This window comes from Halomonas sp. MCCC 1A13316 (assembly GCF_014931605.1).
Lineage (GTDB): Bacteria > Pseudomonadota > Gammaproteobacteria > Pseudomonadales > Halomonadaceae > Halomonas.
Window position 1 is genome coordinate 767,215 of the sequence record NZ_CP053382.1, and the last position, 25,600, is coordinate 792,814.

The 25,600-nt window shown below is 62.5% G+C and carries 33 protein-coding genes and 1 pseudogene; 15 read left to right on the top strand and 19 right to left on the bottom strand.

Annotation, left to right across the window (positions count from 1 at the left end):
• Positions 1–4 precede the first annotated feature (4 nt).
• From HNO52_RS03540 to HNO52_RS03550, 3 genes are read left to right on the top strand one after another with little or no spacing between them, the layout of a single operon-like run.
• Positions 5–511, top strand: coding sequence for a TRAP transporter small permease (locus HNO52_RS03540; RefSeq protein ID WP_197567824.1), 507 nt, complete (start codon positions 5–7; stop codon positions 509–511).
• Positions 508–1,779, top strand: a complete 1,272-nt coding sequence (locus HNO52_RS03545) for a TRAP transporter large permease (protein ID WP_197567825.1) — start codon at positions 508–510, stop codon at positions 1,777–1,779. Before HNO52_RS03540 ends, HNO52_RS03545 begins: the two co-directional genes overlap by 4 nt.
• A gap of 23 nt (positions 1,780–1,802) precedes the next feature.
• Complete coding sequence (locus HNO52_RS03550) at positions 1,803–2,774, top strand: ornithine cyclodeaminase family protein (protein ID WP_197567827.1); 972 nt, start codon at positions 1,803–1,805, stop codon at positions 2,772–2,774.
• Between the two features lie 67 nt (positions 2,775–2,841).
• On the opposite strand, the gene HNO52_RS03555 is transcribed toward HNO52_RS03550, so the two are convergent.
• Complete coding sequence (locus HNO52_RS03555) at positions 2,842–3,993, bottom strand: alanine racemase (RefSeq protein WP_197567829.1); 1,152 nt, start codon at positions 3,991–3,993, stop codon at positions 2,842–2,844.
• Between the two features lie 319 nt (positions 3,994–4,312).
• Between HNO52_RS03555 and HNO52_RS03560 the strand changes: the two genes are divergently transcribed.
• The gene (locus HNO52_RS03560; RefSeq protein WP_197567831.1) at positions 4,313–5,320 is read left to right on the top strand and encodes a zinc-dependent alcohol dehydrogenase family protein; all 1,008 of its coding nucleotides are present in this window, start codon (positions 4,313–4,315) and stop codon (positions 5,318–5,320) included.
• Here HNO52_RS03560 and HNO52_RS03565 read toward each other — a convergent pair.
• Positions 5,317–6,132, bottom strand: coding sequence for a helix-turn-helix domain-containing protein (locus HNO52_RS03565; RefSeq protein ID WP_232090511.1), 816 nt, complete (start codon positions 6,130–6,132; stop codon positions 5,317–5,319). The two genes, HNO52_RS03560 and HNO52_RS03565, sit on opposite strands and share 4 nt — an antisense overlap.
• Positions 6,133–6,242: 110 nt before the next feature.
• On the opposite strand from HNO52_RS03565, the gene HNO52_RS03570 reads away from it, so the two are divergent.
• Entirely contained in the window at positions 6,243–6,563 is a 321-nt protein-coding gene (locus HNO52_RS03570; RefSeq protein WP_197567833.1) for a DUF1330 domain-containing protein, read from the top strand.
• A 16-nt stretch (positions 6,564–6,579) separates the two neighbouring features.
• Here the strand turns inward: HNO52_RS03570 and HNO52_RS03575 are convergent.
• The 3 genes and pseudogenes from HNO52_RS03575 to HNO52_RS20970 all read right to left on the bottom strand — a co-directional run bounded on the left by HNO52_RS03575 (position 6,580) and on the right by HNO52_RS20970 (position 7,620).
• Positions 6,580–7,007: pseudogene (locus HNO52_RS03575) on the bottom strand (GrpB family protein).
• A 124-nt stretch (positions 7,008–7,131) separates the two neighbouring features.
• Positions 7,132–7,443 carry a helix-turn-helix transcriptional regulator gene (locus tag HNO52_RS20965; protein WP_232090743.1) on the bottom strand — a complete coding sequence of 104 codons (312 nt, stop codon included), beginning with the start codon at positions 7,441–7,443 and terminating at the stop codon, positions 7,132–7,134.
• Between the two features lie 30 nt (positions 7,444–7,473).
• Positions 7,474–7,620, bottom strand: a complete 147-nt coding sequence (locus tag HNO52_RS20970; RefSeq protein ID WP_232090512.1) for a cupin domain-containing protein — start codon at positions 7,618–7,620, stop codon at positions 7,474–7,476.
• Between the two features lie 137 nt (positions 7,621–7,757).
• Here HNO52_RS20970 and HNO52_RS03585 point away from each other — a divergent pair, with 137 nt between their 5' ends.
• Both HNO52_RS03585 and HNO52_RS03590 read left to right on the top strand, forming a co-directional pair.
• Positions 7,758–8,261, top strand: a complete 504-nt coding sequence (locus HNO52_RS03585) for an MFS transporter (protein WP_232090514.1) — start codon at positions 7,758–7,760, stop codon at positions 8,259–8,261.
• 39 nt (positions 8,262–8,300) lie between these two features.
• Complete coding sequence (locus tag HNO52_RS03590) at positions 8,301–8,504, top strand: putative motility protein (protein ID WP_197567835.1); 204 nt, start codon at positions 8,301–8,303, stop codon at positions 8,502–8,504.
• 27 nt (positions 8,505–8,531) lie between these two features.
• Here HNO52_RS03590 and HNO52_RS03595 read toward each other — a convergent pair whose 3' ends face one another.
• The 4 genes from HNO52_RS03595 to HNO52_RS03610 are packed head-to-tail and all read right to left on the bottom strand — an operon-like array spanning position 8,532 to position 10,930.
• Positions 8,532–9,227: an aspartate/glutamate racemase family protein gene (locus HNO52_RS03595; protein ID WP_197569078.1), complete on the bottom strand. Its 696-nt coding sequence runs from the start codon at positions 9,225–9,227 to the stop codon at positions 8,532–8,534.
• 25 nt (positions 9,228–9,252) lie between these two features.
• On the bottom strand, positions 9,253–9,981 hold the full coding sequence (locus HNO52_RS03600; RefSeq protein WP_232090516.1) for a DUF899 domain-containing protein: 729 nt from the start codon (positions 9,979–9,981) through the stop codon (positions 9,253–9,255).
• Positions 9,978–10,406, bottom strand: coding sequence for a VOC family protein (locus tag HNO52_RS03605; protein ID WP_197567836.1), 429 nt, complete (start codon positions 10,404–10,406; stop codon positions 9,978–9,980). Before HNO52_RS03605 ends, HNO52_RS03600 begins: the two co-directional genes overlap by 4 nt.
• Positions 10,379–10,930, bottom strand: coding sequence for an SRPBCC family protein (locus tag HNO52_RS03610; protein WP_197567838.1), 552 nt, complete (start codon positions 10,928–10,930; stop codon positions 10,379–10,381). Before HNO52_RS03610 ends, HNO52_RS03605 begins: the two co-directional genes overlap by 28 nt.
• A 377-nt stretch (positions 10,931–11,307) precedes the next feature.
• Here HNO52_RS03610 and HNO52_RS21520 point away from each other — a divergent pair, with 377 nt between their 5' ends.
• A complete protein-coding gene (locus tag HNO52_RS21520) occupies positions 11,308–11,538 on the top strand; it encodes a hypothetical protein (protein WP_503488705.1) in 231 nt (76 codons plus the stop codon).
• Positions 11,539–11,545: 7 nt separating this feature from the next.
• Here the strand turns inward: HNO52_RS21520 and HNO52_RS03620 are convergent, their stop codons facing one another.
• On the bottom strand, positions 11,546–11,878 hold the full coding sequence (locus HNO52_RS03620) for a hypothetical protein (protein WP_197567840.1): 333 nt from the start codon (positions 11,876–11,878) through the stop codon (positions 11,546–11,548).
• Between the two features lie 162 nt (positions 11,879–12,040).
• Here HNO52_RS03620 and HNO52_RS03625 point away from each other — a divergent pair, with 162 nt between their 5' ends.
• Positions 12,041–12,940, top strand: a complete 900-nt coding sequence (locus HNO52_RS03625; protein WP_197567841.1) for a LysR family transcriptional regulator — start codon at positions 12,041–12,043, stop codon at positions 12,938–12,940.
• A gap of 55 nt (positions 12,941–12,995) precedes the next feature.
• Here HNO52_RS03625 and HNO52_RS03630 read toward each other — a convergent pair whose 3' ends face one another.
• The 7 genes from HNO52_RS03630 to HNO52_RS03660 form a co-directional block, all read right to left on the bottom strand.
• Complete coding sequence (locus HNO52_RS03630) at positions 12,996–13,193, bottom strand: hypothetical protein (protein WP_197567843.1); 198 nt, start codon at positions 13,191–13,193, stop codon at positions 12,996–12,998.
• A 161-nt stretch (positions 13,194–13,354) separates the two neighbouring features.
• Positions 13,355–13,969, bottom strand: coding sequence for a cell wall hydrolase (locus HNO52_RS03635; RefSeq protein ID WP_197567844.1), 615 nt, complete (start codon positions 13,967–13,969; stop codon positions 13,355–13,357).
• A 125-nt stretch (positions 13,970–14,094) separates the two neighbouring features.
• A complete protein-coding gene (locus HNO52_RS03640) occupies positions 14,095–15,057 on the bottom strand; it encodes an arsenic resistance protein (protein WP_197567845.1) in 963 nt (320 codons plus the stop codon).
• Positions 15,058–15,243: 186 nt separating this feature from the next.
• Positions 15,244–16,305 (bottom strand): calcium/sodium antiporter, encoded by a 1,062-nt coding sequence (locus HNO52_RS03645; RefSeq protein WP_197567848.1) that lies wholly within the window; start codon positions 16,303–16,305, stop codon positions 15,244–15,246.
• A 74-nt stretch (positions 16,306–16,379) separates the two neighbouring features.
• Positions 16,380–17,123 carry a carbon-nitrogen hydrolase family protein gene (locus HNO52_RS03650; protein ID WP_197567849.1) on the bottom strand — a complete coding sequence of 248 codons (744 nt, stop codon included), beginning with the start codon at positions 17,121–17,123 and terminating at the stop codon, positions 16,380–16,382.
• Between the two features lie 75 nt (positions 17,124–17,198).
• On the bottom strand, positions 17,199–17,867 hold the full coding sequence (locus tag HNO52_RS03655) for a dihydrofolate reductase family protein (RefSeq protein WP_197567850.1): 669 nt from the start codon (positions 17,865–17,867) through the stop codon (positions 17,199–17,201).
• A 108-nt stretch (positions 17,868–17,975) separates the two neighbouring features.
• Positions 17,976–18,488, bottom strand: coding sequence for an OsmC family protein (locus tag HNO52_RS03660; RefSeq protein ID WP_197567851.1), 513 nt, complete (start codon positions 18,486–18,488; stop codon positions 17,976–17,978).
• A gap of 184 nt (positions 18,489–18,672) precedes the next feature.
• On the opposite strand from HNO52_RS03660, the gene HNO52_RS03665 reads away from it, so the two are divergent.
• The 3 genes from HNO52_RS03665 to HNO52_RS03675 all read left to right on the top strand — a co-directional run bounded on the left by HNO52_RS03665 (position 18,673) and on the right by HNO52_RS03675 (position 22,220).
• The gene (locus HNO52_RS03665) at positions 18,673–19,413 is read left to right on the top strand and encodes a dienelactone hydrolase family protein (RefSeq protein ID WP_197567852.1); all 741 of its coding nucleotides are present in this window, start codon (positions 18,673–18,675) and stop codon (positions 19,411–19,413) included.
• 442 nt (positions 19,414–19,855) lie between these two features.
• On the top strand, positions 19,856–20,875 hold the full coding sequence (locus tag HNO52_RS03670; RefSeq protein WP_197565507.1) for an IS30 family transposase: 1,020 nt from the start codon (positions 19,856–19,858) through the stop codon (positions 20,873–20,875).
• Between the two features lie 40 nt (positions 20,876–20,915).
• Positions 20,916–22,220, top strand: a complete 1,305-nt coding sequence (locus HNO52_RS03675; RefSeq protein ID WP_232090520.1) for a diguanylate cyclase — start codon at positions 20,916–20,918, stop codon at positions 22,218–22,220.
• A 90-nt stretch (positions 22,221–22,310) separates the two neighbouring features.
• Here the strand turns inward: HNO52_RS03675 and HNO52_RS03680 are convergent, their stop codons facing one another.
• Entirely contained in the window at positions 22,311–22,877 is a 567-nt protein-coding gene (locus HNO52_RS03680; protein ID WP_269476085.1) for an enoyl-CoA hydratase/isomerase family protein, read from the bottom strand.
• A gap of 19 nt (positions 22,878–22,896) precedes the next feature.
• Here HNO52_RS03680 and tnpA point away from each other — a divergent pair, with 19 nt between their 5' ends.
• The 3 genes from tnpA to tnpC all read left to right on the top strand — a co-directional run bounded on the left by tnpA (position 22,897) and on the right by tnpC (position 25,231).
• Positions 22,897–23,265: an IS66-like element accessory protein TnpA gene (gene tnpA / locus HNO52_RS03685; RefSeq protein WP_197565427.1), complete on the top strand. Its 369-nt coding sequence runs from the start codon at positions 22,897–22,899 to the stop codon at positions 23,263–23,265.
• Positions 23,262–23,597, top strand: coding sequence for an IS66 family insertion sequence element accessory protein TnpB (gene tnpB, locus HNO52_RS03690; RefSeq protein WP_197565428.1), 336 nt, complete (start codon positions 23,262–23,264; stop codon positions 23,595–23,597). The genes tnpA and tnpB overlap by 4 nt, the downstream gene beginning before the upstream one ends.
• Before the next feature lie 83 nt (positions 23,598–23,680).
• Positions 23,681–25,231, top strand: a complete 1,551-nt coding sequence (gene tnpC / locus HNO52_RS03695) for an IS66 family transposase (protein WP_197565429.1) — start codon at positions 23,681–23,683, stop codon at positions 25,229–25,231.
• On the opposite strand, the gene HNO52_RS03700 is transcribed toward tnpC, so the two are convergent.
• Positions 25,232–25,465, bottom strand: a complete 234-nt coding sequence (locus HNO52_RS03700) for a Clp protease/crotonase-like domain-containing protein (protein WP_197567855.1) — start codon at positions 25,463–25,465, stop codon at positions 25,232–25,234. It lies immediately after the preceding gene.
• Between the last annotated feature and the right edge of the window lie 135 nt (positions 25,466–25,600).

Below are 25,600 nucleotides of genomic sequence, written 5' to 3' on the forward strand. Positions count from 1 at the left end.
CGGCATGAAGGGACGCGTCTTCAAGCTTGCCATGGGGCTTACCCATGTCACTGAGGCCATCTCCGCCATCATGCTGGTCGCCATTATCCTGATGAACGTGGCCCAGGTGTTCTTTCGCTATGTGCTGGTGGACCCGCTCTCGTGGAGCGAGGAGACCATGCGCTACACCACCACCTGGATGGTCATGCTGGCCGGCAGTGCCGCCCTGTTCCGCGGGGAGCACATGGTGATCAGCCTGTTCACCAGCGTGCGCTCGCCACTTTTCCGTCGACTGATACACCTCTCGGTGCTGACCTGCATCGCCGGCTTCTGCCTGCTGTTGATGTGGGAGGGCTTCCCGGCGGCCATCAACAACATGCGGCAGATGGCGCCTGCGACCCGAATCCCGATGACCATTCCCTACATGGCGATACCTGTAGGAGCTTCGCTGATGCTGATCAAGGTGCTGTGCCTCATGATCCTGCCCGAGGATGCGCTGCAGCGAGAAGCGGCCGAGGAGAACCAGCCATGATCGCGATGTCCATCGCCTTCGTCATAATGCTCATTATCGGCGTGCCGATCGTTTTTGCCCTAGGCATCGCGGGCGCCGTCGGCCTGTGGGCCCTCGACCTGAACCTGATCACGGTGCCCACGCGACTGTTCACGGGCATGGACAACTTCGTCCTGCTGGCCGCCCCCTTCTACATCTTCGCCGGGGAGATCATGAACCGGGGGGGGATCACGACACGGCTGATACGGCTGGCCGGGCTGGTCACCCGGGGCGTGCCCGGCGGCACGGCCTATACCAATGTCTCGTCGTCGGTCCTGTTCGCGGGGATATCCGGCGCTGCCGTGGCCGATACCGCTGCCCTCGGACAGATCTTCATCAAGGGCATGCCGGAGGAGGGCTACGACAAGAACTACGCGGCGGCGGTGACGATCGCCTCCTCGATCATCGGTCCCATCGTCCCCCCGTCCGTGATCATGATCATCTATGCCGCGGTCACCCGCCAGTCGGTGATTGATCTGTTCATCGCGGGGATCGTTCCCGGCCTGATGCTGGCCGGCGTCATGTGGCTGGTGATCTGGTGGCAGGCGCGCGGCGGGCGACTCCCCCGCTCCAGCTACAAGGTGGAGCGGCACGAGATCTCCACCCTAGTCCGGGACGGGTTGCTGGTGCTGGGGCTGCCGGTCCTGATCGTCGGCGGGACCCTGATGGGGGTCTTCACCGCCACCGAGGCGGGCGGGGTGGCCGTCGTCTATGCGCTGCTCATCTCCTGGTTCGTCTTCAGGACCATGGATCTTACCAGCCTGTGGGACGCGCTGAAGCGCAGCGCCCGGGTAACGGCCACCATCTACCTGATCATCGCGGCCGCGACGGTGGTGTCCTATGTGCTGACCATCGGCGGAATCGGAGGCTGGGTCCAGGGGTTTGCGCTGCAGTTTGCCGACAATCCCACCCTGTTCCTCATGGTCCTTGTCGCCGTCCTGCTGCTGATCGGGACCTTCCTCGAACCCGGGGCCGCCATCGTGCTGATCGTGCCCATGCTGATGCCGGTCACGGCGGCAATGGACATCGATCCGATGCAGTTCGCCATGATTGTCATTCTGCCCCTCACCCTGGGCCTGATCACGCCGCCGGTAGGCGTCTGCCTCTTCGTGGCCTGCCGAATCGCCGAGAGCCCCGTCTTTCCCATCTTCCGCGCCGTGCTCCCGTTCCTGGTGGCGGAAATCGGGGTCGTCATCATGCTGGTGCTCATTCCCGGCCTGTCTTCCTTCCTGCCGACGCTGCTGCGTTGAAGCACGTACAGAGAGACCCGAAGATGCTTGTGATTTCAGAGAGCCTTGCCCGAGAACTGGTGAGCGTCGAGGACGCCATCAGGGAGGTGGAGCGTACCTTTGCCGCCATGGCGAGGGGGGAAGCACGAAACTATCCCGTCGTGCGTGAAGCGATCGGATACCGGGATGCGGTCTACGGGGTGAAGTCCGGCGGCGACGTGGAAGCTCCCCTTCTCGGGCTCAAGGCCGGCGGATATTGGCCGCACAACGCCGGGAAGGGCCTGGGCAACCACCAGTCCTCGACGCTGCTGTTCGATCCGGAAACGGGACGAGCCACGGCCCTGGTCAGTGCCAACTACCTGACCGGCATCAGGACCGGGGCGGCGAGCGCCATCGCCACCCGTTACCTGTCGCGGGAGGAGGCGAGTATTGTCGGGATCATCGGTACCGGGGTTCAGGCCGAGTACCAGCTCAGGGCCACCATGGCGGTCAGGCGCGTGGAACGGGTCCACGCCTGGGACCCGTCGGAGCAGAGCCTGGCGAACTTCAGGGAGACGGTGGCCGGGCTCGGGCTGGAGTGTATCACCGAGCCGGCCTGCGAAGCCGTGGCCCGGGAGGCGGACATCCTGATCACGGCGACACCCTCGCGCCGGGCCCTGGTGGAACAGGGTTGGGTGCGGCCGGGCACCCACATCAGCGCCATGGGCTGCGATACCCGGGGCAAGCAGGAACTGGATCCGCAACTGGTGGCTGCCAGCGCCCTGTTCGCGGACGAGGCCGAGCAATCCATCAGCATCGGTGAGTTCCAGCATGCCTACGCCAGCGGCTTGATTACCGGCGAGAGCCTCCGTGGCAGCATCGGTCAGGTCATCGCAGGGCACTGTGATGGCCGGCGGAATGCTAATGAGATCACGATTTTCGATGGTACCGGCGTGGCCTTGCAGGACCTGGTCGTGGCAGCACTCGCCGTACGCCTGGCGAAGGAACATGGCCACGGCGTGTCGGTGGATTACTGACGCACCGACGGCCCCGAGGGGCCCAGGGCGCCCCTCTTCCCTGGCTTCCCCAGCCTTTCACCCGCCTTTACCAGCCGTTGATTCGCGGCCAGGTGGCGATGATCTCGCAGCCGTCACCCTGGTCGCTGTCGACGAGATGATAGTGGTTGTACATGGCCGCCGTCATGCAGACATGGTTGGGATAGACGCGAAGTCGCGTCCCGACCGGCAGTTCTTCGCACGAGACGCCATCGGCCAGCAGAACCTGGCCGTGCTCCTGATAGACCCTTGCCACCTTCATCCTCTGCTTCAGGGGGTGTCCTCGCACATCGGCCACCAGCCCGAAACCGACATCATCCGGCATGTTCTCGGTGCTGCGGTCCTTGGACAGGGCCAGGGCCCCGGCGTTGATCAGCAGCCTGTTCAGCGAGGCGTGGTGGCTGCAGACCTCGGTGATCACCGAAACGGCAAGGTCGTCGACACCGCAGGAGTTGATCTGCGCCTGGAACATGTCGCCGAACATGTAGACCCCCGGGCGTACTTCCGTAACGCCATCCAGCGAGCGAGCATGGAGCGCCGTCGGGGTGGAGCCGATGCTGACCGTGGTGCAGGGGATGCCATAGTCACGGATTCGTTCGGCTGCCATGACCGCGGTCGCGCGCTCCGCCTCGGCGACCTCCTCGATCTCGGCGATCGAGCGACACTGGTAGGAGTGGCCGGCATGGGTCATGACGCCGGCAAAGCGTATATGAGAGGCCTCATGGGCAAGGCGGGCGATCTCGATGAGCTCCCCACTGTCGGGAAGGATCCCCGAGCGGCCTTCGCCGCAATCCAGCTCGACCTGGACCAGGAAGGTCGTATCGAGGGCCTTTCCCTTCTCACAGATCGCTCGGGTGACCTCGACGCTGTCGGTGATCAGGGTGAGGCGAGCTCCCTGTTGCTGAATGCTGGCGACTCGCTCCAGCTGATCCGGCAGAATACAGACGGCATACTGGATGTCCACGATGCCATGACCGGCGAAATACTCGGCCTCTTTCAGCGTGGATACCGCGACACCACCGGCTTGTCCTTCAGTGGCCAGGCGTGCAACATCGATGGATTTTGCGGTCTTCAGGTGGGGGCGAAGTGCAACATTCCTGCTTCTGGCGGCATCGGCCATTCGCCGGATATTCCTCACCAGTTTCGCTCGATCGAGAATCAGGCTTGGCGTGGGAATGTCGAATAGGGTGGTAGGAGGCATGGGGGTTTCGAGACCTCTTCGGTCGTATCAATGAGAGCATCTGAATTTTTCATTGATAGCCTATGCAAGTCGCGACAGGGTGGCCAATGCCGCTTTCTCCTAGCGCAATGCCGAGAACGAAAGATATGGGGCTAATCGCAGTAATTCGACACAGGAAGCTCTGTGCAGGTCCGCGAAACGGTGGCGCGTCCCCGCCTCCATGGTACAACTCGTCACGGCAGTGCCGTGAAAAGGGTATGCGGCGAGTCATCGCCTGCGTTTCCCGTAGATTATTGGACTAACCTCTTGGCACCCGAGCCCACGTTGAAGGAGTGCCGTGATGAATGTCGTTACACTGAAAAGCCCCGGCGGGCTGGATCAGTTGCAAATCGTCGAGCGCGAGGTGCCCGGTGAGCCGGGGCCGGGCGAGATCCGCGTGCGCGTGCATGCCAGCTCGCTCAACTTCCATGACTACGGTGTGGTGTCCGGAAAGATGCCGACCGAGAACGGCCGCATTCCCATGTCCGACGGTGCTGGCGTGGTCGAGGCGGTCGGCGAGGGCGTCGAGGCGTTTGCCGTGGGCGATGCGGTGGTCTCCACCTTCTTCCCCTACTGGCTCGACGGGCCGGCGCGGTTTGGCGATTTCAAGACCACCCCCGGCGACGGTGTCGACGGCTACGCCCGCGAGCAGGTCATTCGCCCGGCAACCTGGTTCACCCACGCGCCGAAGGGGTACAGCCACGAAGAGGCTGCGACCCTGACCACCGCAGGGCTGACCGCCTGGCGCGCGCTGGTGGTGGACGGCAACCTCAAGGCCGGCGATACCATCCTCACCCTGGGTACCGGCGGTGTTTCCATCTTCGCCCTGCAGTTCGCCAAGGCGATGGGGGCGCAGGTGATCGCCACCTCGTCCTCCGACGAGAAGATCGAAAGGCTCAAGCAGCTCTGCGCCGATCACACCATCAACTACAAGGCCGAGCCGGAGTGGGGCAAGCGAGTGAAGGCGTTGACCGATGGCAAGGGCGTCGACCATGTTATCGAGGTTGGCGGGCCCGGCACGCTGCCGCAGTCCATCGATGCCGTGCGCATCGGCGGCCACATCTCGCTGATCGGTGTGCTGACGGGGCGCGGGGGCGAGGTGCCCACCGCCAAGCTGATGGCCAAGCAGGCGCGCCTGCAGGGGCTGATCGTCGGCAACCGTATCCACCAGCAGGAGATGGTGCGCGGCATCGAGGCCAGCGGCGTACGCCCGATCATCGATAGCACTTTCGGGCTCGAGGAGATTGCCGACGCTTTCCGCCACGAGGAGGCCGGGCGCCACTTCGGCAAGATCTGCCTGTCATTTTAGCCAGGCGGAGCTGCCGCGGCCAGTTGCTGCAGCGCCGCCTGGGTGTCCTCGTCCGCCGGGAAGAACGACTCGATGGCGAGTTCTTCGAGCGTGATATCGAGCGGGGTGCCGAACACCGTGGTGGTGCTCAGCAGTGACAGCACGCGGCCATCCGGCATGGCCAGCTCCAGCGGCACGACGATGCCGGCATGACTCGTTCTCGAGGCCAGATGAGGACGAGCCCCGGTCGGCACCGGGTAGCCCTTCAATTCTTCACTGAGCGAGGCAAGCGCAGGGTCGGCCGTCGTATCGGCCTGGCGGGCCAAGCGTTCGAGAATATGCCCGCGCCATTCGCCGAAATTGCGAATGCGCGATGCCAACCCCTGGGGATGCAGGGTGAGCCGCAGCACGTTGACCGGCGGCTCCAGTAGTGCGGGCTCGATGCCGCCGAGCAGCAGCTCAAGCGGGCGATTGCCCATCAGCAGGTGCCAGTGGCGATCGACGGCCAGCGCCGGGTAGGGGACGTGGCTCGCGAGCAGCCGCTCGATCACGCCACGGATCGTCTCGAATTCAGGCGCGTCGATAGGCCGTTCGCCGTAGGCCGGGGCGAAACCGGCGGCGAGCAGCAGCCGGTTGCGCTCGCGCAGGGGAACGTTCAGCTGTTCCGTCAGGCGCAGTAGCATTTCCCGGCTCGGTAAGACGCGTCCGGATTCGACGAAGCTCAGGTGGCGCTGGGAGACGTCGGCCTCGGTGGCGAGCGCGAGCTGGCTCAGCCGCCGCCGCTGGCGCCACATCTTCAGCAGCTGCCCAAGGGTAGTGGAATTCGTGGTCATGGCCTCAGATTAGCGCCAAGCGATATGACTGGCTATTACCTCGCAGGTAATCGCCAGGCTGTGCGAGGCAGGCGAAGCTGTCGAGGCAAACCCACCACAGGAGCTACGCCATGACCGCTTACGCCATCGCCCGCCTGCAGGACGTCACCATGGGGCCCGAGATCGTCGAGTACCTGAAGAAGATCGATGCCACCCTGGCGCCCCACGGCGGCCGCTATCTGATCCACGGCGGCACCACTCAGGTGCTGGAAGGTGGTTGGCAGGGCGACACCATCATGCTCGGCTTTCCTAGCCTGGAGCAGGCCCGAGCCTGGTATCGCTCCGAGGCCTACCAGGCCATCATGCCGCTTCGCACCGCCAACGCCGTGGGCGACATCATCCTGGTGGAAGGCGTCGAGGAAGGGCACCGGGGCGTAGATATTCTTGGCTGAAGGGTTTCGAGCGATGTCAGCCCGATTCGACGAACGAGCGCATGAAGTCTCCCTTGGCCTGGGTATAGGCTTCGCGATCCTCCCGGTGGCAGGCAGCCAGCTCGCGCTTGAGTGTGGCGTAGCGTTCGGCCAGCAGCGCGTCGCGGCGCAGGGCATCGCGAAAGGCGAGCCGCTGGCGCCACAGCTCGCCATCGTGGACCACCACGTGCAGGTGGTGGGTGCGCCGGCCATGGAAGCGACGCCGGCCATGACGTCGATGATGGGTTTGGCCGGCATGCCGGGTATGGCGGTGCTGCCGATATGCCTTACGTCGAGCAGCTCGACCGGGAAGCGCTCGAGCAGATGAGTGCGCTCGGTGTCGAAGCGTGCCGGCCAGGCGGGGTCGTAATCCACCAACTGTACCGGTTCATCAATGGCCCGCTGCAGCGACTGGGCTTCGTTCATGGGTACTTCCTGTAGTGGTAGTATGCGCGACGCTAGCCGTATCGGGCTCGTGCTGCTGGCGCAGGGCCCCGGGCGGGTAGCCGTGGATGCGCTTGAAAGCGCGACTGAAGGCGGCCGCGCTGCCTTAGCCCAGGCGGTAGGCCACGGTTTCGATCGGCTGCCGTTCACGGCCGATCCACTGGGCTGCCAGGCGCATGCGCAGCTCGGTTACGTAGCGGTGCGGCGTCATGCCCGTTACCGCCAGGAAGCGTTCGGCGAATACCGAGCGCGAGCTGCCCATCTCGGCGGCGAGCTCCGCCACCGTCCAGTTGCGCCCCGGCTCACGGTGCGGGGCGGCGATGACGCGCCCCAGGCGCGGGTCACGCAGCGCCTCGATCCAGCCGGTGGCATCGCCGCAGCCGCACTCAACCCAGCCGCGCACGATGAAGGCGGCCATCACGTCGGCGAGCCGTGCCAGGATGGCGGCCTACCCCGCCCGTTCACTGCTCGCCTCACGCTCCATGGCCTCGAGCATGGGCAGGATCTCGGGCTGGCGCTCCTGCAGGGTGCCGACATACATCACCTCGGGCATCAGCGAGACCAAGGCGTGCATGCTGCCCAGGTCGAATTCCATGCAGCCGCTGAAAGTCTGGGCACCCTCGAGGGTACAGTTCTGCGGACAGGCGCGGATCGCGCTGACCGCCTCGCACAGCGTGGCGCTCTCGAAGTCGGTGATGTCCTGGGCCGGCTGGTCGGGGCGGGTTCTGGACCATGTCGATCGCGACCATGATGCGCCTGGTGCCCGAGGACCTGGTGCCGCGGGGGCTGTCGATCATGTTCAGCGGCGTTTCCGCGGCGACCATTGCCGCCGCGCCGCTGGGCAGCTACTTCGGCGACCTGCTCGGCTGGCGCGACGTGTTCCGTATGGCCGCTCTGCTGGGTGTGCTGGCACTGGCGGTGCAGTTCATGACCCTGCCGCGCATGGCGCCGACCGGCCTGACCCGCTTGCGTACCCTGTTCGACGTGCTGATGCGGCCGCGAGTCGGCCTGGGCATGCTGGCCGCGGCCCTGGTCTTCACCGGGCACTTCGCCTTCTTCACCTTCATACGGCCGTTCCTCGAAACCGTAACCGGTGTCGGTGTGAACGGTGTGGCCACCATCCTGCTGGGCTTCGGCGTGGCCAATTTCCTGGGTAACTATCTGGGCGGTTGGATGGTCGAACGCAACTCGCTTCGGCGGGCTGTGCTTTTTGCCATTGCTCTCGTTCGCTGTTAGCTTGGAAGCACAGAAGAACCAAGAATAGGAGAAACGGACATGGATTCAGCCGTCAACGCCATCGTAGGCCAATCGATGATCATGCAGCAGGCCCAGGCCGCACAGCAGGCGCAATTGGAGGTCTACAAGGAAGCCCTCGACATGCAGAAGGACCAGGTCGCCGCCCTGATGTCTTCGGCTTCGGTGGCACCGCAGCTGGCCAACGAGGGGATGGTGGGTACACACATCAATACCTACGCTTGAGCTTCGCCGCGGCTTTTCAGTTCAGGCTTATTTCCCAAGCGCCAACTTGATTGCCTCTTCGGCGTGAATGGCCGTGGTGTCGTAGAGCGGCACTGCGGTATGGCTCTGCTGCACCAGCAGGGCGATTTCGGTACAGCCGAGAATAACAGCTTCGGCGCCTCTATCGCGTAGCGACTCGATGATCTCCAAGTAGCGCTGGCGCGACGTCTCCTTTACTTCGCCCAGGCACAGCTCGTGGTAAATCACCTCGTGCACGAGGTCATGCTGAGCCTCGTCGGGTACCAGCACTTCGATGCCGAAGCCTTCCGTAATACGCCCCTTGTAGAAATCCTGCTCCATGGTGAAGCGGGTGCCGAGCAGGCCGACGCGGCGGATGCCGTCATCGGCCAGCCGCTGTGCCGTGGCGTCGGCGATGTGCAGCAGCGGGATCGAGACCGCTGCTGCCACCTGCGGTGCGACCTTGTGCATGGTGTTGGTGCCGATCAGCAGGAAATCCGCACCTCCGGTTTCCACGCTGCGGGCGGCCCGGCACAGGATCTCGGCGGTGGCGTCCCAGTCGCCGGCATGCTGTAGCCGCTCGATCTCGGCGAAGTCGACGCTGTACAGACACAGCTTGGCCGAGTGCAGTCCGCCCAGGGCAGCCTTCACCCCTTCGTTGAGCGCCCGGTAGTAGCTGACGGTGGATTCCCAGCTCATGCCGCCAAGCAGGCCGATGGTCTTCATGGTCATGCGTTCCCTCTGGTTGTCGTTATGTCAGTGTCGCTTGCCGCGCCGCTATGTTTCGTACTCGTCGTGGCGGCGGTTCCATGTATAGGGCGGTGATTGCGGCCAGCCCCGACGGTGAGTATTCCCAGCTTTCCTGGCGACCGTAGGGCGTCAGGTCCAGGTAGCTCCACAGGCTGCCGAGGTATTCCACGCCGCGCTTGCCGCTGAAGTAGGTGCGAAAGACCCTTTCGCCGTCGCGCAGGAAGACGCTGATACCGTGGCGCTCGCCGCGGTCCGCATCAGGGGCGTCGCAACAGGTCGTCACGCCCATATCCTGGTTGAAATCGCTGCCGAGTGAGGAGTACCACGTCGGGTGTTGCCAGCCCATGCGTGCCTGATAGCGTAGCAGCTTCTCCCGCGGTGCCCGGGATACCAGCACCAGGGTGGTGTCCCGGGCGTGCAGGTGGGCGGGGTGGGTCATGGCGTCCACCACCCAGGAGCAGCCATCGCAGCCGGCCTCCCAGTCGGGGCCGAACATGAAGTGGTAAACGATCAACTGCCGGCGTTCCTCGAACAGCTCGAGCAGGGTGGCCTTTCCCCGAGGCCCGTCGAAGGCGTAGTCGGCCCTCACTTCGACCATCGGCAGGCGGCGGCGGGCGGCGCTGAGCCTGTCGCGTTCCCGCGTGTGGGCCTTCTCGCGGTCGATCTGCGTTGCGAGGTCAGCGTGCCACTCATCTTCGGAAACAATAGGGGGCAGAGGTGAGGTTGTCATCGTGCCTCTCCTTCCAAATCTGGTTGAGCTGCTTCCAGATTGAGTTGCCAGGAGACGCCGAAGCGGTCGTTGAGCCAGGTGAAGCGTTGGCTGAAACCGTAGTCGCCCGGTGGCATCAGCGTCTCACCCTGTGCCGACAGCGCCTCGAGCAGGCGTTCGAACTCCTTGCGGCACTTGCAATCGACGAACAGCGAGATCGAGGGCGTAAAGGTGAAGGCGTGTTTTATATGGCTGTCGATACAGGTGTAGCGTCGGCCGGCCAGGGTGAATTCGGCCTGCTTGATGCTGCCTTCCCGGCCCGGCTCCTCGGGGCCGTAACGCTCGAGCCGTACGATGTCCGAATCGTCGAACAGCGAGACATAGAAGCGCATGGCCTGCTCGGCGTTGCCTTCGAACATCAGTTGCGGGGTGATGTGATGCGGCATCGATACTTCGCCTCCAGATATTCGAACGTGGGCCAGAAGGGGGCGGGGCGGTGGCCCTGCAGCACGTCCACGAAAATGGTGAGATGGGTATGCCACCCGCTGGCCACGGTGACGCGTGTGTCGTCATCGGCGAGGCGGCGGTGCGTCACGACCAGGCGTACCTGATCGCCGGCCTCGCTGAGTTCGAAGGTGACCTCCGACGGGGCTTCGTGGCCACCGCCCCAAGTCCAGGCGAGCAAATGGGGCGGCTCGTAGCGCAACACCTGATGATGCGTCGTGAAGCTGCTGTCGTAGCGACGAAACCGCTCGCTGGGTGGCGTCCTGTCAGGTGTCAGCTCGATGTTGTGAAAGTGCAGGGTGAAAGAGGCGCCTTGGCGGGTGTCCATGGTGCCGGGGGCGAGCCACAGGCCACGTTTGTCGGATTCGGTCAGGAAGGCCCAGACCCGCTCGATGGGCCCCGGCAGCAGGCGCTCGAAGCGGATGCTGTCCTCGGAGATCGACTGGCCGTAATCAGCGTCGTCCATCGTCTTTTCCCTCCTCGGGGGGCTTGTCACCGGGTTCTGCCTTCAGCGCCGCTTCCAGCGCATTCAGGCGCTGGCTCCAGAAGCCTTCGTAGAAGCTCAGCCCTATCGGGCCGATAGAAATACGTTCTCTTTACCTGAAGTTAGATTGAGGTATTAGCCTGCGCTTAACGATTGCCCCCTGAGAGGAAGGAGAACGTCATGCAGGCTGAAACGATGACTCAACCCCTTCATGAATCGGCTCGGTGGGAGACGCCGACGCTGGATCTCGATCTGGCTCGCATCGACTATCGAGGGCCCGTTACGCCCACCGCGCCGACTTCGGTGAGTACAATTATCTCGTATCCCCTCATCCAGCGTCTCCCTGCATACGGCGAATCGTGGCTCAGCGCAATGGTGAAGAGGTACGCCTTGCGCTTACCGATCTGGAGTTGAAGGTCTTCCGGCCGGGTAGTGAGCCGGAGCTGCTGCGGATCGCCGCCGGTGAGCTGCCGGGTGTACTGCAAGAGCGGTTCGGGCTGGAACTGACCCCGGAGAAGGAGAGCCTACTGCTCCGGCGAGCCGAGACTCTCGTTGAGGCTTCATCCGAAAGTGAGCAGCTTGAAACCTGAGCGGGGGCTAGCGGCGGCGCTTCTGCCGCGCCGCCTTGTGTGCCGCCCGACGCTGCTCCAGCGCCTGTTCCGCGTCTTCCTTCAGCGGCAGGCGCGAGGCCCACAGAATGTCATCACGGCAGTGACCCATGTCTTCGAGCATAGGGTCGTCGTAGGCCAGCAGATGCAGGAAGCGCTGGCGAAATTGCTGCCGGCGACGATACTCCCACCATTTGGTTTCGAGTGCATGGATCAGCCCCAGCGGGGGCATGGCCGGCATGAAGAAGTCCGGCCGGGGCGGTTGGGCGGGGCGCTTGGCGGCGTCCGTGCGTGGCTGACGTAGCGGTTCGTACTGGCTCATGTCGCACCTCCTGGCAGCATCCGCCAGAAGGCGGTTGCCGTTCATTACTGTCTGCGTGAAGGAGGGTCGCGACCTCTTGAGGGAGAGCTTGGCTTGGCCTGATGGATCAATCCAGCGAAAAGGGCTACATTGTCTTTTAAGGAAAATTGAAAGGTAGTCTCGATGACTGAAGCGACGCTCTCCCAAGCTGCTCTCTCCCAGGCCAGCACGCCACTGCTCGATACCGACGTGCTGCGTACCTTCGTCGCCATTGCCGAGTGCGGCAGCTTTACCCGGGCTGCGCGCCAGGTGTTCCGTACGCCCTCCGCGCTCAGCATGCAGATCAAGCGTCTGGAGGAAACGCTCGGCCAGGCACTGTTCGTGCGCGAGGCTCGCCAGGTGCGGCTGACCCCTGAAGGTGAGGTGCTGCTCGGCTATGGGCGGCGCTTGCTCAAGCTCAACCAGGAGGCGGTGACTCGGTTCCTGACGCCCTCGGTGGCGGGGCGGCTGGGCTTCGGTACCACCGACGATGTGGGCACGCGTATCCTGCCGGGCGTACTGGCGCAGTTCGCACGCTCGCATCCGGCGGTGCAGGTCGATGTGGTGGTGGGCAGTAGCCGAGAGATGCTTGCGCGGCTGGATGCCGGCGATCTCGATCTGGTGCTGGTCACGGCCGGCAATCCCGGCCAGGAGGCGCGCGGCGAGATCGTGCACAGCGAGCCGCTGGTGTGGGCGGGTCGGGAAGGTGGTGTGGCCGCCCAGCGCTCGCCGCTACCGGTCGCCTTGGCGCATCACGGGTGTGCCTGGCGGGGCATGGCGCTGGAAGCGCTGAATCGGGCCGGCCTGAGCTTTCGCATCGCCTATACCTGCGAACATTGTGCCGGACAGGAGGCCGCCATGATCGCCGACCTGGCGGTATCACCGTTCCCGCAAAGTCTGATACGCCCACCCCTGCGGCGCATCGACCCCGACCTGTTGCCGCCTCTGGGCGAGTATCAACTGACACTGGTCAAGCGGCACGACGTCGGCGAGGCCTGCGAGACGCTGGTCGGGCATGTGATGGCGGCTTTTCGTAGCTACTGAGCAAGTGGCGGATCAAGGCGCCGACAGGCTCAGGCCGCCCCGCTCATCGGCTCGATCAAGCGCGCTCGGCACGGATACGGTTGATCTGTCGCTTGATTTCGGCTCGCTCCAGTATCAGCAGGTCGAGCAGTTCATCCCGCTCATTCCGGCTCAAGCCTTCATCGCTCATCAAGCCGTCGAGCAAGGCCTCGATATCCGTTTCATGTTGGGTGTCGGCAACGGCGGAGTTGCTGGGGATCAGTGAGACGAACATGGGCGCGTACCTCCAATTCGCACGGGCCCTGACGGGCACGTTCTTATAGTTGTCACGGCGACTTCTTTATTGTTGTAACTTCATGGTGGTTCCTTGCGGTACGCCGCGTCAAACCGAATCCGACCTTGAGCCGTGCGCCGCTCACATTGGTATGAAGTTAGTCACTCTGTGTTGGTATGTTCGGGGCGGTAGAATAAAAAGGCTTCTGTTTCTGTGGTCAGCAGGAATTCGTTCGCCCATGGAGGGTGAACGGTGCGGTCGTGGAAATAGAGGGCCCCGTCGGTGTGGTCAGGCAGTTCCTGGTTGAGAGCCTGGCGTGCTACCTCCTTGGCCACTTCGTAGGCGTCGTCTTCCACCACCTCGTCGGGCCGGCCGTCGCACCACCACGAGAACTGACAGGGGCTTTGTTCGGAGCCTTGCTTCACCACTTCGCACACGGTGTTGGGAAACTCCTCGCTGGCCAGGCGGTTCATCACCACGTTGGCTACCGATTCCATGTCGAGACCCGGGGTACCCTTCGCCTCCCAATAAATGGAGCGCGCCAGGCAGGTGATGGGCTCTTCCAGCGGGTCGCTGCCCTCCGGGTCGACGACCTGCGTTTCCTGCTTGCTGAGTGGCTCCACGGGCTCGGTGACCTCGACATCGGGAGCCACCACCTGCTCCAGCACCTCGGCCTTGCGCTCGGCTTCATCCGCTTGTGGTGAGGGATTGACGACTGCGAGCGCCGCCACGGGCAGGGCAAGGAGGAACCAGCCGATAAGCCGGGAAGAGGGCATGCGAAAACCTTTTTTTGACGTTATGGTCGGGTTCTTTTGCGTATCAAAGCGGTACGTAACGTAACGAGTATAGCCGTCCACCGATACCTGCGCGCATTGCCAACGCATTGCGCCCTGGTGATGAGTCAGGAGTCGGCGGGAAAGAGGCGCTGCGGTACCCACCACAGGAAAAAAGCCATGCCGATGAGCTCGACCAGCGACTGGAATACGATGGCGACCACCGCCAGCTCGTAGGAAGCGGGAAGAGAAAGCCCCAGAGGCAGCACGACGAAGGAGTTACGCGTGGCCAGACTGAACGTCAGCACACGTCCCTGGGTAGTAGGAAGTTCGAACACACGGGCCAGCAAGCGAGCCAGCAGTGCTGCAGCGATGATGAAGCAGATGAAGGCCAGCAACAGGCCACCAAGCACGGGCAGCGAACCGCTAACGACACCGACCTGTGTGACGGCGATGCAGAAGATTACCAGGGCCAACAGCGGCACCGGCAGCCAGCCCAGCCGCTCGATATGCCGTTCGCGAGGGCGGCTGCGCTGTGCCCACTGCTGCGTGACGTAAGCCAGCAGCAAAGGCAGCAGAATCAGCCCCGCAAAGGCCATCAGCAGCTCGCGCTGTACCACGGCGAGCAGCAGGCTCTGATCGAGGAACAACCACAGGTAGAAGGGCAGTAGCGCGAGTTGGAGCAACAGGCTGATCGGCGAGAAGGCAATGGCATATTGCGCCTTGCCGCCGCCCAGGTGGGAAAAGGTAATGAACCAGTCCGTGCACGGCACCAGCAGTACCAGCAGCAGGCCCAGGCGAACCGCCGGCTCGGCGGCGAACAGGCTCGCCAGCCCCCAGGCGATCAATGGTAGCAGCAGGAAGTTTCCCATCACCGCCGCCATCATGAACCGCGTAGCGCGCCATGCACTCCGCAGCTGTGTCAGCGGTACCTGAGTGAAGGTGACATAAAGCAGCGCGCCCAACAGTGGCCACAGCAGCGCTTCCAGAATGCCGACCCGCACCGGCAGGGCCGTGCCCACGGCCAGGCCCATGGCGATGGCTGCCAGATAGACCAACACCTGATATTTCTCGAGCGCCTGGCGTACCAAAGTAACCTCCGAGAAGAGGGCGGCCTGGCATCGCGCAGCCGCCAGAAACCTGTAAAGCAATCCCTCGCCAAGCTACCGAAGGAACCTGCCATGAGCACCTTGCATCACTGCGTCAGTGCCCGCTCGTTTAGGCCCCTGTGGATGCTGGAGGAGGTCGGCGAGCCCTATGAGCTGGTGATGCACGCGTTACCCTCTTGCGCTGCGGCGCAGCTCGGGGACGACCAGCACGGCGAGGGTGAGGGCGGTGATCGGCAGCACGAAATAGAGCATCAGCGCACTGAACCCGGCCAGGGCATCGTGATGAGTGGCAGCCAGGATCAGGTAGGCGCTATAGGCCACGTAGTAGCCCATCAGCACGGCCCCCTCCCAGCGATTGATGACGCTGGCGGTAAAGCAGATCGGCAGGCAGGCAACGGCGACGGCCAGCATCACCGGCAGATCGAGACTGAGCATGGCATCGGTCACGGCAATGCCGGCTGGGGCGATCAGACTGGCCAGGCCGAGGACGCCGAGCAAATTGAACACGTTGCTGCCGACCACGTTGCCCACGGCGATGTCGCGCTGCCCGCGCATCGCCGCGACGATCGAAGTGACGACCTCAGGCAGCGACGTACCGGCAGCGACCACGGTCAGGCCGATCACTTGATCGCTGACGCCGAGCCAAGTGGCCAGCACCACCGCCGCGTCGACGAACAAGCGCGAGCCGGCCACCAGCATGGCGAGCCCGCCCGCGACGAACAGCACGTCCCGCCCCCAATGGGGGCTTTTCACCTCGCTGGGCTCCGGCTCGTCGGGTGCAGACTGCCGCCGACCCTGCCACAGCAGGAACCCGGTGTAGGCGATCAGTCCCAGGAACAGCAGACCGCCGTCGAAGCGGCCGATAACGCCATCTAGCGCCAATAGCAGCACGAGCAGCGAGATGCCGATCATCAGCGGGATATCCAGGCGGATCAGCTGCTGGGCGACCGCGAGTGGCACGATCAGCGCCGAGATGCCCAGAATGAACAGCACATTGAAGATGTTACTGCCCACCACGTTGCCGATGGCAATACCCGCCTGGCCGTCGAGGGAGGCTTTGATACTGACGACGAGTTCCGGGGCGCTGGTACCGAAGGCCACTACAGTAAGCCCGATGATCAACGGTGAGATGCCCACCTGCGCAGCCAGGCGCGACGCGCCCCGAACGAGGCCCTCCGCGCCGACGATCAAGAGCGCGAGACCGACCAACAGCAGCAGTAGCGTCAGCATATAAAGGTTGTTCCGTTTACTTGGAGGAGGGGAGTTTCATTCAGACGGGCCGGCCGCGGGCTGGTTGAGCCCCACTATGCCGCAGGCGAAGCCGGGACCAGCACTTGCGTGCTCAACGTGGCAGTGTCGAGCATGAGCATCGCTTCCTGCAAGCCGTCGAGTGCGGCAACGTACCTGCCGCGATCGTTCCAGGCCGCAGAGCGGCCTCCGCCGGCAGCGCCGTCGCAGGGACCCACGCAGTTGGCCATCAGGATCGTCATGGCGTGCTCGCGGGCGAAGGTGGTGTAGTAGGCATAGGCCTCGTCCATACCCGGAGCGTGCTTGGCCACGCTGCACAGGTAGACGTCCGCGCCGAGGCTCGCTGCGGTGGCGACATGGTCGGGTTGCAGCGACTCATAGCAGATCGCCAATGCCAGGCGATGCTCACGGGTTTCGATGAGCATCGGCCGCTCACCGGGAGAGAAGTAAGGCAGTTCATCGTCGTGGAGCCGCTGCTTGGCATAGGCGTGGCGCCCCGTGTGAGGCTGGAACACCACCATGCCGATCTGCGGTTTTCGCGAGGTGACCAGCGGCATCCCGACGCCGATTACGATGCGGTGGGCATCGCTCAGGCGCTGGAACACGTCCAGCCGCGGATCCTCCTCGTGAGTGGCCAGGCCTTGGGCCAGCGTCGGCTCGTAGCCGGTGAGCGAGAGCTCGGGGAAGAAGATCAGCTCGGCGTCATGCGACGCCGCCAGCTCGACGAGCTCGACATGGCGTTCCACGTTGCCCTCGACATCGCCCGTCAGCGGGGCGTACTGCACGGCACACAGCTTCATCGGCTCGCTCCCTCTCGCTGGCCCTCGGGTAAGCGTAATGCATTCTGCCGTTGGGAGGACGATGGAAGCTCTAACCTAACCCTCCCGCTGCATCTTCTCGCGCCTTGCCACTTCCACCGCAGTGGGAGGGTCCATGGCGAAGTCGCCGGTCTTCACCGGGCCGTCGTGTACATACTTCGCGATCACGATGCCGTTGGGCGACGCGCGACTGGCCGTGAGTTCGAATGCGGCTGGGCTTGCGCCAGCGTCGAACAGCTTCTTGCCTTTCCCCAGCACGACGGGGCAGATGAACAGGTTGATCTCGTCGACGAGGTCGTTCGCAAGCAGCGAGTGGACCAGCTCGGTGCTGCCTTGGGTAACCAGTGCCGGGCCGTCCTCCTGCTTCAGCCTGGCGACATCGGCGGCCGCATCGCGCAGGGCCACTGAGCCCTCCCAGGTCAGCTCCAAGCCCTTGCGGGTCGCCACGTACTTGTTGATCGAATTGAAGGTCTTGGCGATTGAGTCGTCCGGCCCATCCTCGGCATAGGGCCAGTGCGCGGCGAAGATCTCATACGTCTTGCGGCCAAGCAGCAGGTCGAACGGCTGACCGAACAGCTTGTCGATCTCCTCCCCGAACACCTCGTCTACCAGCGGCGCGACCCAGCCGCCATAGCTGAAGCCGCCGGTCGGGTCTTCCTGCGGTCCGCCGGGTGCCTGCATGACACCGTCCAGTGACACCATCGCGCCAACGATCACTTTCCGCATGAACTCATCCTCCGGGTTTGTTTTTCTATCCAGTCATCGAACGAGACATTGCGGAATCGACAGGTTGGTGAGTTCAGTGGGGGTGATGTAGAGCAAGTGATTTAGAGCTCAGCCCGTTACGGATTTGCGTGCAACCGTCAGCTCAGGCGGGTGGACCAGCGTTTGGTAAACAACGCAGTACCGCTCCGTCAGGCGCAAGAGAGTATCGAGCTGCTCTTCCGAGGCATCGGTGTCGAGGGTGAATTGCAGCCGTATATTCTGGAAGCCGACGGGGACTTCCTTCGACACGCCAAGAGTCCCGCGGAAATCGAGATCGCCTTCCGCCTGCAGCGAGGCATCTCGCAACTCAATGCCGAGAGAGGTGGCCACGGCTTTCAGCGTCACCCCGGCACAGGCCACCAAGGCTTCGAGCAACATGTCGCCCGAGCACGCGCTCTGACCGCCTCCGCCGGTGGCGGGATGCAGCCCGGCCTCAACCATCGCTTTGCCCGTCTCGATCCTGCAACTGACACCTTCACCGAGACGTCCTTGCGCGCGCAGTGTGATCAGCGCGTCATCAGGTGCCTCGCGATAACGCTCTTTCAGTGGTGCCTGGGCGGACCTCAACTCTTCAGCCTTCATGACGCTCTCCTCATGATTGCCATGGATAATGGTCTTGGCCCAGCACGTGCCTTTGGCGGCACGGCCGCTGCAGGTCGTAAGCTGGCTCGAGCATGTCATGAGGATAGGCGAAAAGTTCTCAAGCCAGGATCTTTGCTACATTCATCCCCGACCACAAAACGCATCGGCAAACCGGAGCCCGCTCATGTCTCGTGCTATCGATATCCCCGCTGCCGACGGCACCATCGACGCTCATGTCTTCATGCCCGAAAACGCCGAAGGCCCGCTGCCGGCCGTGGTGCTGTTCACCGATATCGGTGGTGTGCGCCCCTGCTACCATGAGAAGGCCCAGCGGATCGCGGAAAACGGCTATGCCGTGTTGATGCCCAACGTTTACTACCGCGATGCGAGCGGCACCATCGTGCCGGAGGGCAAGTCCTTCCGCGACCCGGACGTGCGAACGACGCTAGTTGAGTATGCCAGCCACCTAACGCCCGAGGCACAATCCCGCGATTTCGCCGCGCTGTTGGAGTGTATTGAGAACGAGGCCGAATTCGCCGACGGCAAGTTGGGCGTGGTTGGCTATTGCATGACCAGTGCCTTCGCGCTGCGCATGGCAGCCGAACACCCCGGTCGCGTTGCCGCCGCGGCGGGTTTCCACTCGGCCCGGCTGGCGGAAGCCAACGACCCGAACAGTACTGTGAATGTGGTTGGTACCATCGATGCGCGCGTCTATTTCGGTCACGCCGACAAGGACGAGCTACTACCCCCCGAGCAGATCGCACGTATGGACGAGGCGTTGGCCAAGGCCGGCGTGCACTTCACCACCGAGCTCTACAAAAGGGCCGCCCACGGCTTCACGGCCAAGGACGCCCCTTCCTACGATGAGGCTGCCGATGCCCTGCATCACAAGCGGCTGGCCATGCTTCTGGAAGAGACGTTGTAGCGAAAGTGCGTCTTTTGCTCGTTGTTCTGCGGCCCCCTGTGAGTGGGGTCGCAGCATTATCGCCTCTTCGAAAGTCTCCGGGCACCCTGGCGAAGTCTACGCCACGCACCACCCAATAGCCTGGCAAACAGATCGGCCTTCACTCGGGCATTGCGCTGCTCAATTGCCCGCATTCTAGGGTCCGGGTTGTGGAAGGCCATCGTCTCCTCCTGCTGTCGCGAGCACGCTGGAAGCGTAGCATGCCAGGGCATCGCGCATGCTTCTCATGGTTGCACGACGGTCGCTTCTGCTAAAGGTTTGAGGCAAGATGCCGATAATTTTTCTTAGGACAAGCCTGTTCAGGGTCAGCAGAGCCGCAGTGGAGCCTACAGGGAATTAAAGATGGAACAGGGCGGTCTCAATGACGAAGTGCAACACCTGACCCATCAGGTATCGTGTTGCCATGCCTCATTGCTATCGCCACCTCACTGCTGAAGACCGAGCCGCCATCATGATGATGCGAACCACCCACTCGATCCGGGCCATCGCCGCTCACTTGGGGCGCGCGCCAAGTACCGTGTCACGGGAGCTTGCTCGCCATACGGTCGATGCCAGCAGAGGCTACGATGCCAGCCTGGCAGGCTATAGAGCTCGGTTGGCGCGTCACCGGCCACGTCAGCAACCAAAGCTGCATCCCGGCAGCGAGCTATTCGATTTAGTCGCCTATCTGCTGCGCCAGTACTGGTCACCGCAGCAGATCGCCAGCACACTGTCACTCATGTTTCCTGATGATAATCGCCGCCAGGTCTCCCACGAGACCATCTACAACGCGCTCTATGTGATGCCCCGAGGCTCTCTCAAGAAAGAGCTCATCGCCTGCTTGCGGCAGGGCAACGGCAAGCGTCGGCCGCGCAGCCGGGGTAAAGACCGGCGTGGCCAGATCCCGGACCTGGTTAGCATTCATATGCGGCCGCCCGAGATCGAAGACCGCCTGATGCCCGGCCACTGGGAAGGTGACCTGATCATGGGAGCCAACAACCGATCCGCTGTCGGCACGCTGGTGGAGCGCACCACGCGCCTGGTGATACTGGCCAAACTGGACGGCACGACGGCCACCGCCGCTGCCATCGGGTTCAGCGACAAGCTGAACGAGGTCCCACGCGCCTTGCGGCTCTCCATGACCTACGACCAGGGCAGGGAGATGATGCAGCATGCCGAGATCACACAACGGACCGGGACGGCCATCTATTTCGCCGATCCCCATAGCCCGTGGCAACGAGGCTCTAACGAAAATACCAACGGTTTGTTGCGGCAGTACCTGCCGAAGGGCACGGACCTGTCGGTCTATAGCCAGGAAGAGCTCGATGCCATTGCGGATTCCTTGAACACACGACCGCGCAAGACATTGGACTGGCGAACGCCTCTGGAAGTCTATTCCGAGGTGCTCAAGAAATCGGTCGCTGGACCGGGCACCCTTCAATAGTGTTGCGCTTGGAACTTGAGACCGCCCAGTATCTATGGTCATGACCATCTTGTCTTTCTTGCTCAGCCGGCAGCTTTCCCGGAACTTCGCTGACCAGAACTACAAATACAACGACGTTTACCACAGGGAGCATGGGGCTTTGTCATCGCTAAATACGAAATATGCCGTGCATTGGTTGACGGGGCAATTTTGTGAGCATCGCATGGAGTCGATGTTTCGCAGGTCTATGAAGGCGAGAGTGCGGTTCGAATCGCGTCTTTCGCTGATCCTGGTGGCCTTGATCTTTGGTATGTTTGCCATTACGGACTACCATCTTCTTGGTTTGACCAAAGAATATTACTTGCTTGTCACCATGCGCATCGTGGTGGTGAGTCTCTGCTTCCTCTTGGCGTTAATTATCGGGCGCTATGGGAACTATTTCAGTAAAAAATGGTTGCACGCTTTACCGCTATGGATACTTGCAACGGGAATCATTTTGATCGTTCCCTTGCGCCCCGAGAGCCTCACCACGCAGATAACCGCGGTGGTGGTAGCCACCATGGCCTTCTTTCTCCTGATTCCTAATCTGCTGACGGTGGTAACGTTTGCAAGCCTCTATCTGAGTGTTGGTTTTCTGGCCGCTGCAGTGCTGTTTGCGGATCTTTCGCCAGTGGTAACGCTTCGCTTGGCGCTGTTGTTGGTTATGACCAATATCGTGGGATTTTGTGCCCTGCTGCGTTTGGAAAACCTTCAGCGCAAGCAATTTGGTTTGCTGCAAAAGGAACGTAATCAAAATCGCCATCTGCTCAAGGAAATAGCGCTTCGAAAAGATCTGGAAGCTCAGTTGCGCATGGTCGCCGAGCGGGATGAGCTGACGGGATTGGATAGTCGAAGCCATTTCATGAAGCGGGCCAAGGCCTTGCTGCAGCGTTCGCGTTTGGAAAAGAAACCGTTCAGCCTTTTCATGATTGACGTCGATCACTTCAAGAAGATTAACGACACTTGGGGCCATACGCACGGGGATTGGGTGCTGACCAAGATCGCGGAAGCTTGTGCGCAGACTCTACGCCCTACGGATGTGATAGGGCGTTTCGGAGGTGAAGAATTCATCGTGGCCCTGCCGGACACCGGCCCCGACAACGCTCAGACCGTGGCGGAGCGCTTGAAGAAGAAAGTCGCCGAGCTTCCATTAAAGGAAGAAATGAGCGAGATGCGCCTAAGCGTCACCATCGGTATCGCTTTAGCGAGCACTGAAGACGCTGACCTTGATTCCTTGATCACGCGAGCGGATCATTCACTATACGTAGGAAAGCGCGACGGCAGGAACCGGGTAGTGATGAATCGTGAGGGGGCGGAAGAGGGATGAGCGGGTAGAAATCTAGGTACACCGCATAGCTCCAGCCATAATTACTTTTGCTAACCTGTTTCACTCGACACATAGAACTGTAAGTTTGTATCAAAAAATGTCCTCCGCTGCGAGAGCGATCTCCCAATGCCGAAGGAAAGAATCGAGTTGATCCTCAATCGGTACACGCAACACATTCGCTCGGCAGAGCCCCTTTGCTTGTGCCCAGGCCAACCTCGAAGGGCCGGGGGCAAGCTTGGCAATGAGTTCTTCGGCATCGTCGGGAGCATCTTCGGCTAGACTGTCGGCCAGCCCACAATTGACCGCCTGCGTACCGGTTAATGGCTCGGCCCGCATCAACATCCGTTCTGCCAGTCGACCTGTTGCACGGTGGCCTATCATCGCTGCCATGTCCGCGAATAGTCCTATACCGAGCATCGTCTCTGGAAAACGAAGTTTTGCCCGTGCCGCAATAATCGCTTGGTCAGCCGCAAGTACTAGCGTTGCACCAACTCCGACGGCATGCCCCTTCGCCAACACTGCAACCGGTACAGGAGCTGTGAACACTACTCGTCCCAGATGGAGAAAATCGGCGAAAGCCTGTCGGAGTTCCGTATCCGGCCGGTGAACACACCTTTCGCTGAGCCCCGACTTCGATGACGGTAGGTGTCCATCTATTGCTTAGTGGACACCTACCATGAGTGAGTTAAGCGTATGGGAGGCGCCTCGAAAGCGCCGCCGCTTTACAGCCGAGTTCAAGGCCATGATCGTCGAAGCGTGCCAACAACCCGGTGCCTCAGTGGCCGGCATCGCGTTGGAGCATGCCCTGAACGCCAATCTGGTCCATAAGTGGATCCGTGAGGCTCGGCGGTCGGCGCCGGTAAGTGATACTCCGGCGTTTGTTCCAGTGCCGATGGCAAGCACCGCCACACCCGCGGCGGGCCAGCATCGGGAAACCGAGCGTATTCGCCTTTCACTGCCGAGCCCCAAAGGCACGGTGACCATCGAATGGCCGGTGTCCGATGCGCAGAGCTGTCGGGCGCTGCTTCGGGATCTGCTGTCGTGATCCGTATCGACGAGATCTGGTTGGCCACCGAGCCGTTGGACATGCGCGCCGGTCCCGATACCGCCCTGGCTCGGGTGGTCAAGGTATTCGGTACCGCCCGGCCGCACTGCGCCTATCTGTTCGCCAACCGGCGCGGCAACCGCATGAAAGTGCTGATCCACGATGGCCTGGGGGTCTGGCTCTGTGCGCGCCGGCTCAATCAAGGCAAGTTCCATTGGGCCGGCAACTGGCACGGCGACCGGGTGGAACTGTCGCCGGAGCAAGTGACGGCACTGGTCCAGGGCCTGCCCTGGCAGCGCATCGGCCCGGCGGGGGCCATTTCGGTGCTGTAAGCCTCGTCGGCACATAAGGCGAACCCTGGCCATTCGATGATCCGCGCATCCCCTTGCCGCCGGCGGACTGGCATAATCGCCGGATGAACATGCCGCCCGACCTGTCTCAACTCTCTCCCGATCAGCTCCGCCACCTGGCGGCAACGCTGATGGCGCAGGTCGAGGAAAAGGATCGGGCGCTGGCACAGAGCCAAGAAACGCTACGCCACACCGAGCAGGTCAACCAGAAGCTGACCTATGAACTGGCGCTGCTCAAGCGCCACGCTTTCGGCAAGCGCAGCGAACAGCTCAACGTCTTGCAGATCAGCCTGCTGGACGAGGTGGTGGATGCCGACATTGCTGCCATCGAGGCCGAGTTGGAAGAACTCGCTACCCCGGCGACGGTGCCCGCCACCAAGCAAAAGCCCAAACGCCAGCCCGTGCCCGATGACCTGCCGCGTGTCGAGATCCGACACGAGCCCGACAGCGAGCACTGCACGTGCGGCTGCCAGCGGCGGCGCATTGGCGAGGAGATCAGCGAGAAGCTCGACTACACGCCAGGCGTGTTTACCGTCGAGCGGCATATCCGCGGCAAGTGGGTCTGCGACGCGTGCGAAACGCTGACCCAGGCACCGATGCCGGCCCACGTGATCGACAAGGGCCTCCCCACCTCGGGGTTGCTGGCCCAGGTGATGATCGCCAAGTATGCCGACCATCAGCCGCTCTACCGCCAGTCACAGATCTTTGCCCGCGCTGGGGTGGAGATCCCACGCTCCACCCTGGCGGAATGGATCGGCATCTGTGGCGTGCGACTGCAGCCGCTGATCGATGCCCTGCGCGAAACCCTGCTCACCGAACCGATACTGCATGCCGATGAAACGCCGGTGCCGATGCTGGCTCCGGGCAAGAAAAAGACGCACAGGGCCTACCTCTGGGCCTATGCCACCACGCCCTACGCCGGATTGAAGGCGGTAATCTACGACTTCGCGCCCGGCCGCAGCGGCCAACATGCCCGGGACTTCCTCGGCGAGTGGAAGGGCAAGCTAGTCTGCGACGATTACGGCGGTTACAAGCAGAGCTTTACCAACGGCGTGACTGAGATCGGCTGCATGGCCCACGCCCGGCGCAAGTTCGTCGACCTGCACGTGGCCGGCAAGAGCCAGATTGCCGAGCAGGCCATTGAGCTGATCGGCCAGCTCTACCAGATAGAGCGTGAGGCTCAGCCGCTGAGCGCGGAAGAACGCCAACAGCTACGTGACACCCGAGCGAGGCCTATCGCTGACACGCTGCACCGATGGATGCTGGCTCACCGCGAGAAGGTACCCAACGGCTCAGCAACGGCGAAAGCGTTGGACTACAGCCTGAAACGCTGGGCGGCGCTGACACGCTACCTGGACGACGGCGGGTTGCCGATCGACAACAACCGAGTCGAGAACCTAATTCGCCCCTGGGCACTCGGGCGTAGCAACTGGCTATTTGCCGGCTCACTGCGCAGCGGCCAGCGCGCCGCCAACATTATGAGCCTGATCCAGTCTGCCAAGCTGAACGGTCATGAACCGCATGCCTACCTGAAAGACGTGCTGGCTCGGCTGCCGACGCAGAAGGCCAGCCAGATCCACGAACTCCTACCTCAGCACTGGAAACCGGTCGACTGATCACTCGCAAAGGGTGATGGCCGGGCGCTTACGGAGTTCCTTCTCTGGGAGCAAGGCCAACGCAGCAAGATCGAAACCTGAACAAAAAAACCGCCCCTCGGCAGCACCTTTGAACAGTATTGGCTTTCCTCGGGCTATGGCAGCTTCGACCTCAGCCAGCAGTTCTGCAATACCTTCAGAGTCAAGAACATTATCTGCTCCATGCCCCACCCGTATTTCCGTTATGCCATTCATGCTTCTTTCCTCACCAATAAAGCAACGCAGGAAGCCATGAGGCTAGTCCTGAAAAACCATGGTAGCAGCCATGGGGCGTAGCAGCACGGTACCTGATTTGCAAGTGTTGCGCTTGGTCAATGCGACCCCCTACTC